The sequence below is a fragment of the Corynebacterium sp. HMSC077G07 genome (assembly GCF_001809225.1).
Classification (GTDB): Bacteria; Actinomycetota; Actinomycetes; order Mycobacteriales; family Mycobacteriaceae; genus Corynebacterium; species Corynebacterium jeikeium_D.
Genome location: NZ_KV796514.1, coordinates 1 through 2,013 on the forward strand (window position 1 = coordinate 1; position 2,013 = coordinate 2,013).

At 54.8% G+C, this 2,013-nt stretch carries 1 rRNA gene; it reads left to right on the plus strand.

Annotation, left to right across the window (positions count from 1 at the left end):
• Nucleotides 1-2,013 (plus strand): 23S ribosomal RNA (locus HMPREF2562_RS00005); the annotation flags it as partial.

Genomic DNA, 2,013 nt, shown 5'->3' on the forward strand with positions numbered 1-2,013 from the left:
TTTTTGTGGGGTGATGGCGTGCCTTTTGAAGAATGAGCCTGCGAGTCAGCGGCATGTCGCGAGGTTAACCCGTTTGGTGGGGTAGTCGTAGCGAAAGCGAATACTAACTAGTGTGTTGTCAGTGGCATGTCCTGGACCCGAAGCGGGGTGATCTACCCATGGCCAGTGTGAAGCAGAGGTAAGACTCTGTGGAGGCGCGAACCCACTTAGGTTTGAAAACTGAGGGGATGAGTTGTGGGTAGGGGTGAAAGGCCAATCAAACTCCGTGATAGCTGGTTCTCCCCGAAATGCATTTAGGTGCAGCGTCGTGTGTTTCCTCCTGGAGGTAGAGCTACTGGTTGGTTTAGCGGGACTATCATCTTAGCGACATCAGCCAAACTCCGAATGCCGGTGAGGTCAGAGCACGGCAGTGAGACTGCGGGGGATAAGCTTCGTAGTCGAGAGGGAAACAGCCCAGATCGCCGGCTAAGGCCCCTAAGGGTGTGCTAAGTGGAAAAGGATGTGGGATCGCGAAGACAACCAGGAGGTTGGCTTAGAAGCAGCCATCCTTGAAAGAGTGCGTAATAGCTCACTGGTCGAGTGGTTCTGCGCCGACAATGTAGTGGGGCTCAAGTACACCGCCGAAGCCGCGGCAATCATCTTTTTGGTGGTTGGGTAGGGGAGCGTCGCGTGACTGCTGTGAAGCGCTGGGGTAACCCTAGTGTGGAGTGTGCGCGAGTGAGAATGCAGGCATGAGTAGCGAATGAGGAGTGGAAAACTCCTCCGCCGAATGACTAAGGGTTCCTGGGCCAGGTTAATCCTCCCAGGGTGAGTCGGGACCTAAGGCGAGGCCGACAGGCGTAGTCGATGGATAACGGGTTGATATTCCCGTACCCGTGTGTCCGCGCCCATGGTGAATCAGGGATACTAACCCACCTGAACACGCGCCGTTTACTAGCCTTTTAGGTTGGTTGGTGTGTGTGATGCTGGGGACCTGAACTGGTAGTAGCCAAGTGATGGGGTGACGCAGGAAGGTAGCCGTGCCACGTGATGGATATCGTGGTGTAAGCGTGTGGCCCGTGTTCTAGGTAAATCCGGAGCACATGTGGGTGAGGCGTGATGCGTACCCGTTTTGGGGAAGTTGGTGATCCTATGCTGCCGAGAAAAGCCTCTAGCGATGTGGATATACGGCCCGTACCCGAAACCGACACAGGTAGTCAGGTAGAGAATACTAAGGCGATCGGGAGAACTGTGGTTAAGGAACTCGGCAAAATGCCCCCGTAACTTCGGGAGAAGGGGGGCCATGACTGGTGACCGACGTGGTTGAGCTGGTTGTGGCCGCAGAGAATAGAGGGAAGCGACTGTTTACTAAAAACACAGGTCCGTGCGAAGACGGGTAAGTCGATGTATACGGACTGACGCCTGCCCGGTGCTGGAAGGTTAAGAGGACCTGTTAGACCCTTTGTGGGTCGAAGCGGAGAATTTAAGCCCCAGTAAACGGCGGTGGTAACTATAACCATCCTAAGGTAGCGAAATTCCTTGTCGGGTAAGTTCCGACCTGCACGAATGGCGTAACGACTTCCCTGCTGTCTCAACCACAGACCCGGCGAAATTGCAGTACGAGTAAAGATGCTCGTTACGCGCGGCAGGACGAAAAGACCCCGGGACCTTCACTATAGCTTGGTATTGGTGTTCGGTTCGGTTTGTGTAGGATAGGTGGGAGACTGTGATGCCTCAACGCCAGTTGGGGTGGAGTCGTTGTTGAAATACCACTCTGATCGTATTGGACATCTCAACCTCGGCCCGTGATCCGGGTTAGGGACAGTGCCTGGTGGGTAGTTTAACTGGGGCGGTTGCCTCCCAAAGAGTAACGGAGGCGCCCAAAGGTTCCCTCAGCCTGGTTGGCAATCAGGTGTTGAGTGTAAGTGCACAAGGGAGCTTGACTGTGAGACTGACAGGTCGAGCAGGTAGGAAACTAGGGACTAGTGATCCGGCACCGGCTTGTGGAAGCGGTGTCGCTCAACGGATAAAAGG